This is a genomic window from Pseudoclavibacter sp. Z016, from assembly GCF_002931215.1.
Classification (GTDB): Bacteria; Actinomycetota; Actinomycetes; order Actinomycetales; family Microbacteriaceae; genus Pseudoclavibacter.
Genome location: NZ_PSTU01000011.1, coordinates 1,135,927 through 1,142,349 on the forward strand (window position 1 = coordinate 1,135,927; position 6,423 = coordinate 1,142,349).

General features: G+C 67.1%; 5 protein-coding genes. All 5 read left to right on the forward strand.

Annotated features, from left to right (window positions below; genetic code table 11):
* The first annotated feature begins 146 nt into the window (after window positions 1-146).
* The 5 genes from C5B99_RS11395 (at window position 147) to pstB (ending at window position 5,529) form a co-directional block, all read left to right on the forward strand.
* The gene (locus C5B99_RS11395; RefSeq protein ID WP_104241949.1) at window positions 147-1,229 is read left to right on the forward strand and encodes a phosphate ABC transporter substrate-binding protein PstS; all 1,083 of its coding nucleotides are present in this window, start codon (window positions 147-149) and stop codon (window positions 1,227-1,229) included.
* Window positions 1,230-1,378: 149 nt separating this feature from the next.
* Window positions 1,379-2,476 carry a phosphate ABC transporter substrate-binding protein PstS gene (locus C5B99_RS11400; RefSeq protein WP_104241951.1) on the forward strand — a complete coding sequence of 366 codons (1,098 nt, stop codon included), beginning with the start codon at window positions 1,379-1,381 and terminating at the stop codon, window positions 2,474-2,476.
* Window positions 2,477-2,600: 124 nt separating this feature from the next.
* Window positions 2,601-3,590 (forward strand): phosphate ABC transporter permease subunit PstC, encoded by a 990-nt coding sequence (gene pstC, locus C5B99_RS11405; protein WP_104241953.1) that lies wholly within the window; start codon window positions 2,601-2,603, stop codon window positions 3,588-3,590.
* Complete coding sequence (pstA, locus tag C5B99_RS11410) at window positions 3,590-4,702, forward strand: phosphate ABC transporter permease PstA (protein WP_104241955.1); 1,113 nt, start codon at window positions 3,590-3,592, stop codon at window positions 4,700-4,702. The genes pstC and pstA overlap by 1 nt, the downstream gene beginning before the upstream one ends.
* A 47-nt stretch (window positions 4,703-4,749) precedes the next feature.
* Window positions 4,750-5,529: a phosphate ABC transporter ATP-binding protein PstB gene (gene pstB, locus C5B99_RS11415; protein ID WP_104241957.1), complete on the forward strand. Its 780-nt coding sequence runs from the start codon at window positions 4,750-4,752 to the stop codon at window positions 5,527-5,529.
* The last annotated feature ends 894 nt before the right edge of the window (window positions 5,530-6,423 follow it).

Genomic DNA, 6,423 nt, shown 5'->3' on the forward strand with positions numbered 1-6,423 from the left:
GCCGCGGCCGCGGTTGCGAGCCCTCGCGCCCGCCGCCGTTCACCTGCACGTCACGTCGCGTCCACTTCTCGTCCATACTGATTCAGGCCCTAGTTCGATCCCGGTCGACCCGGGCTCGCCTGACCCCTGATGGCAGAAGGATCTCGATGCACCACTCCCGAGCACTCGCCGCCCTGGCGCTCCTCGCAACCACCGCCCTCGTGACCAGCGGATGCGCGCTCAACGAGATCTCGGTCAGCAAGGATCCGCGGTCGCAGCACCTCGACGGCGTGCTGAGCGCATCCGGTGCGTCATCGCAGGGCGTCGCGCAGACGGCCTGGATCGCAGGCTTCTACCCCATCGAGCCGGATGTGCGCGTCAACTACGCGGGCGGCGGCTCAGGCGCGGGCCGCTCCGACTTCCAGAACGGCACCTCCGCCTTCATCGGCTCGGACCGCGCGTTCGACATCGACGAGATCGGGGAAGGCCCGTTCCGCGCCTGCGCAGACGGCAGCAACCTCGTCGAGATCCCCGCCTACATCTCGCCCATCGCCGTCGCGTTCGCGCTGGAGGGAGTCGACGAGCTGCGACTCGACGCAGCCGCCATCGCCGGCATCTTCTCCGGCGACATCGACTCGTGGGATGCGCCGGAGATCGCGGCCCTCAACCCGGACACGGCCCTCCCCGCGCTCGCCATCACGCCAGTGCACCGTTCCGACAAGTCGGGCACGACCGGCAACTTCACGGCGTACCTCGATGAGGCAGCTGGCGACGCCTGGAGCTACGGCGAGGTCGACGAGTGGCCCGTGAACAGCGGCGAGGCTGCTCAGGAGAGCGCAGGCATGCAGCAGGCCCTGCGCGCCAACGGCACGATCGGCTACATGGATGCGTCCGCCGCCGACGGCCTCACGACCGCCTCCGTCGAGACGGGCGGCGAGTTCGTGCCGTTCTCGCCAGAAGCGGCCGCCGCGGTCGTCGACAACTCCACCATCGAAACGGGACGCGCTCCGACCGACCTCGCGTTCGAGCTGAACCGAACGACGCCTGGCGTCTACCCGATCGTGCTCGTCTCCTACCTCATCGGCTGCGCCGAGTACGCCGACAGCTCAGTCGGCACCAACGCCAAGGCCTACTTCAGCTTCGTCGTGAGCGAGGAAGGCCAGTCAGCCTCGGCAGAGGCCGCCGGCTCCGCTCCCATCTCGGATGCGCTCCGGACGCAGATCGAGCCCGTCCTGGAGCAGATGAAGTAAGCGGGAGCGGCAAGAAATCTGCGCGCATTCCCAGCCCGTTCACCCCCCGTTCACTTTCCCCGCCCCTCCTCGTCACCCTTCGCGCATAGCGTCACCGACGGATCGCAACTGATCCCAAGGAATGTCACCTGTCCCCGAAGGGAAACTCCATGAAGTTCACGCGAGTAGGCGCATCGGTCGCCATGGCCGCAATCGCCGCACTCACGCTTGCGGCTTGCGCCAGCAACGAGCCAACCGCAGCAGAGCCGGGAACCGCAGTTGAAGGTGAAGCGCAGCTCACGGGCACCCTCGCCGCGTCCGGCGCATCGTCGCAGGGCACCGCACAGACCTCCTGGATCGCCGGCTTCGCCGCCGTCCAGCCGAACATCCAGATCAACTACGCCGGCGGCGGCTCCGGCGCCGGCCGCACCGACTTCACGAACGGCACCTCGGCCTTCATCGGCTCCGACCGCGCCTTCAAGATGGAAGAGATCGAGGCAGGCGGCTTCGGCAACTGCGTCGACGGCACCGACCTCGTCGAGATCCCCGCCTACATCTCCCCCATCGCCGTCGCGTTCAACGTCGAGGGCGTCGACTCGCTCAACCTCGACCCCGCGACCCTCGCCAAGATCTTCAAGGGCGAGATCACCAACTGGAACGCCCCCGAGATCGCCGCGCTCAACGCCGGCGTCACGTTCCCCGACCTCGCCATCACGCCGGTCCACCGCTCCGACACGTCCGGCACGACGGGCAACTTCACGTCGTACCTCGTCGAAGCTGCTCCCGACGTGTGGACCTTCGAGGACAGCGACGACTGGCCCATCTCGGGCGGTGAAGGCGCCCAGGAGACCCCCGGTGTCCAGCAGGCACTGACCTCCGGCAACGGCACCATCGGCTACCTCGACGCATCCGCCGCCGGTGACCTCAGCACGGCAGCGATCCAGACGGGCTCCGAGTTCGTCGAGCTCTCCCCCGAGGCGGCAGCCGCCGTCGTCGACAACTCCACGCTCGAGGAAGGCCGCGCCGCGACCGACCTCTCGTTCGAGCTCGACCGCTCAGCCGAAGGCGTCTACCCGATCGTCCTCGTCTCGTACCTCATCGGCTGCGCCGAGTACACCGACCCCACCGTCGGTGCCAACGTCAAGGCCTACTTCGACTACGTGATCAGCCCTGAGGCACAGGATGCGGCCGCCGAGAACGCGGGCTCCGCGCCCATCTCGGACGACCTCCGCACCCAGGCCCAGGCCGCGGTCGACGCCATCAAGTAGTCCGCGAGCACCGAAGATCCGTTTCAGCCCGGTGCCGTGCTGTGAAAGCATGGCACCGGGCGATTCGGCTCTCATCCGCCGCTCGCCTCGTTCCACCCAATTGACTTAGGGAAACCCTCAGCAGATGACTGCAGAACTCGCCCCAGACGCGGGCACATCGGTGAAGGCGAAGTCGCGCCCGGGCGACCGCGTCTTCAGCTTCCTCTCGACGTTCTCCGGATCGCTCATCCTCGCGATCCTCGCCGCCGTGTTCTTCTTCCTGCTCTTCCAGGGGCTCCCAGCTTTCTTCCCTGACGCGGCCGAGAACAGCCACTTCGTCGCCGGAGCGACCAACCTCGCCGAGCCGGAAGCCGAAGGCAACTTCTTCTGGTACGTGCTGCCGCTCATCTTCGGAACGCTCTGGGCCTCGCTGCTCGCGCTCCTCATGGCAGTGCCAGTCGCCATCGGCGTCGCGCTCTTCATCACGCACTACGCGTCGCGCAAGCTCGCCGCCCCCCTCGGCTACGTCATCGACCTCCTCGCCGCCGTCCCCTCGGTCGTCTTCGGCCTCTGGGGTGCAACCGTGCTCGGCCCGTTCGTGCAGCCGTTCTACGTGTGGCTCAACGAGAATCTCTCCTGGCTCCCCTTCTTCCAGGGCCAGGTGTCGGCCACGGGCCGCACCATCCTGACGGCCGCCATCGTGCTCGCCGTCATGGTGCTCCCCATCGTCACCGCCCTCACCCGCGAGGTCTTCCTCCAGACGCCGCGACTCCACGAAGAGGCATCGCTCGCCCTCGGCGCAACGCGCTGGGAGATGGTCAAGATGGCCGTCCTGCCCTTCGCACGCGGCGGAATGGTCTCCTCCATCATGCTCGGCCTCGGCCGCGCCCTCGGCGAGACGATGGCCGTCGCCATGGTCCTCTCCGCGACCGGCGTGATCACCTTCCAGCTGACGTCGAACACCAACCCGTCGACGATCGCCGCCAACATCGCCCTCTCCTTCCCGGAAGCGTCGAACCTCGACATCAACGTGCTCATCGCATCCGGTCTCGTGCTCTTCGCCATCACCCTCCTCGTGAACTCCCTCGCACGATGGATCGTGAGCCGCCGCAAGGAATTCTCAGGAGCCAACTGATGACGTCAACATTGCAGAAACCAGCCCAGAACCAGACGTCTCCCGAGATGATCAACCCGCTCACGCACGGCCGCCTCCCCAAATGGGGCCCGTACGCGATCCTCGTCGGCGGCTTCGCGCTCTCCGCAGTGATCACCCTGCTCCTCGCGGCAGGCGGCGGCGAGTTCAACTGGACCGGCTTCGCCGTCCTCGGCGCGATCTTCTACATCGCCGGCCAGTGGATCATCGCCCGCATCATCGAGGGCCCCCGCCAGGCCACGAACCGCTTCGTCACCTCGCTCGTCACCGCCGCGTTCGTGCTCGCCCTCGTGCCGCTGCTCTCCCTGCTCTTCACCCTCGTCGCGAACGGCCTCGCCCGCTTCGACATGACGTTCTTCACCTCCTCGATGGTCGGCGTCGTGACGGAAGGCGGCGGAGGCATCCACGCCATCGTCGGAACCCTCCTCATCACGCTCGTCGCGACCCTCATCTCCGTGCCGATCGGGCTCTTCACCTCGATCTACCTCGTCGAATACGGCAAGGGGCGCCTCTCCAAGGCCATCAACTTCTTCGTGGATGTCATGACCGGCGTCCCGTCGATCGTCGCCGGCCTGTTCGCCTACACGATGATCATGCTCATCCTGCAGACGCTCGGCATCCCGCTCACCAACGTGCGCACCGGACTCGCGGGCTCCATCGCCCTCACCGTGCTCATGATCCCCACCGTCGTGCGCTCCTCGGAGGAGATGATCCGCCTCGTCCCGAACGAGCTCCGCGAAGCCTCATACGCGCTCGGCGTGCCGAAGTGGCTCACGATCTCCAAGGTCGTGCTCCCCACCGCACTCGCCGGCATCACGACAGGCGTCATGCTCGCCATCTCCCGCGTCATCGGAGAGAGCGCGCCGCTGCTCATCGCCGCCGGCTTCAACATCTACATGAACTACAACATGACGCAGGGCGCCATGATGAGCCTCCCCGTCTTCGTCTACCGCTCCTACACGCAGCAGGTCGGAGCCGGTGCCGAGAACATGCTCAACCTCGCCTGGACAGGCGCACTCGTCCTCCTCATCATCGTCATGCTGCTCAACCTCGTCGCACGCATGATCACCAAGCTCTTCGCCCCCAAGGGCTAACCGGTCAGACAGACCAGGCCGACCAGCCAGGAAGTTAGGGAAACACAGTGTCCAAGCGCATCGAAGTCAACGACCTCAACGTCTACTACGACAAGTTCAAGGCCGTCGAAGACGTCTCCATGGTCATCGAGCCCCGCAGCGTCACCGCCTTCATCGGCCCATCCGGCTGCGGCAAGTCGACGTTCCTCCGCACGCTCAACCGCATGCACGAGGTCATCCCGAAGGCGTGGGTCGACGGTGAGGTCCTCATCGACGGCAACAACCTCTACGGCCCCGGCGTCGACCCCGTCCTCGTTCGTCGCCAGGTCGGCATGGTCTTCCAGCGCCCGAACCCGTTCCCGACGATGTCGATCCGCGAGAACGTGCTCGCCGGCGTGAAGCTCAACAACACGAAGATCTCCAAGAGCGACGCCGACGCCCTCGTCGAGAAGTCGCTGCAGGGAGCCAACCTGTGGAAGGAGGTCAAGGACCGCCTCGACCTCCCCGGCTCCGGCCTCTCCGGCGGACAGCAGCAGCGTCTCTGCATCGCCCGCGCCATCGCCGTCTCCCCCGACGTGCTGCTCATGGACGAGCCCTGCTCGGCCCTCGACCCGATCTCGACGCTCGCGATCGAGGACCTCATCGAGGACCTCAAGACCGAGTACACGATCGTCATCGTGACCCACAACATGCAGCAGGCATCGCGCGTCTCCGACAAGACGGCGTTCTTCAACATCGCCGGCACCGGCATGCCGGGCAAGCTCATCGAGTACGACACGACGAAGACGATCTTCGAGAACCCGTCCGTCCAGGCGACGGAGGACTACGTGTCGGGCCGCTTCGGCTAGACCCGCACTCTCCCGATCCACGACTGCGGCCCCGGCGTTCATCGCCGGGGCCGCTGTCGTGCTCGGCATCCGCGCGGGCGCGCGGGCGCGGCGTGCGAGCAGCGCGAGCAGCGCGAGCAGCTGCACCTGCACCGGCGTGCATCCTTCGGGCTCGACGCACCCTCGTCGCGCGTCTCTCGTCACGTCTCGAGATGGCTTTCGCGCATCCGGATGGGTTGCTTCCCATCCCGAAGCGTGAAAGCCATCCCGAGACCGCCGACGCGTGCGCGCACGTGCGCGAGCGCGAGCGCCACCCGGGCGCAGGCACGAAAGAGCGCGCGAGTGCAGGTGCGTCACCTCGGCGATCGCCTCTGCCTGCCGCCTCGTGGAGCGTCACCGGCGGCGCTTCGGGATGGCTTCGCCGCTCCGGGATGGGTCCCGTCCCATCCCGAAGCGCTTCGGGATGGCTCTCGCGCTTCCGGATGGATTGCTTCCCATCCCGAAACGTGAAAGCCATCCCGAGACCACCGACGCGTGCGCGCACGTGCGCGGGCACGAAGAGCGCGCGAGCGCAGATGCGTCGCCTCGGCGATCGACCCTGCCTGCCGTCTCGTGGAGCATCACCGGCAGCGCTTCGGGATGGCTTTCGCGCTTCCGGATGGGTTGCTTCCCATCCCGGAGCGTGAAAGCCATCCCGAGACCGCCGACGCGTGCGCGCACGTGCGCGAGCCACCCGGCCGCGGGCACGAAAGAGCGCGCGAGCGCAGATGCGTCACCTCGGCGATCGCCCCTGCCTGCCGTCTCGTGGAGCATCACCGGCAGCGCTTCGGGATGGCTTCGCCGCTCCGGGATGGGTCCCGTCCCATCCCGAAGCGCCTCGGGATGGCTCTCGCGCTTCCGGATGGGTTGCTACCC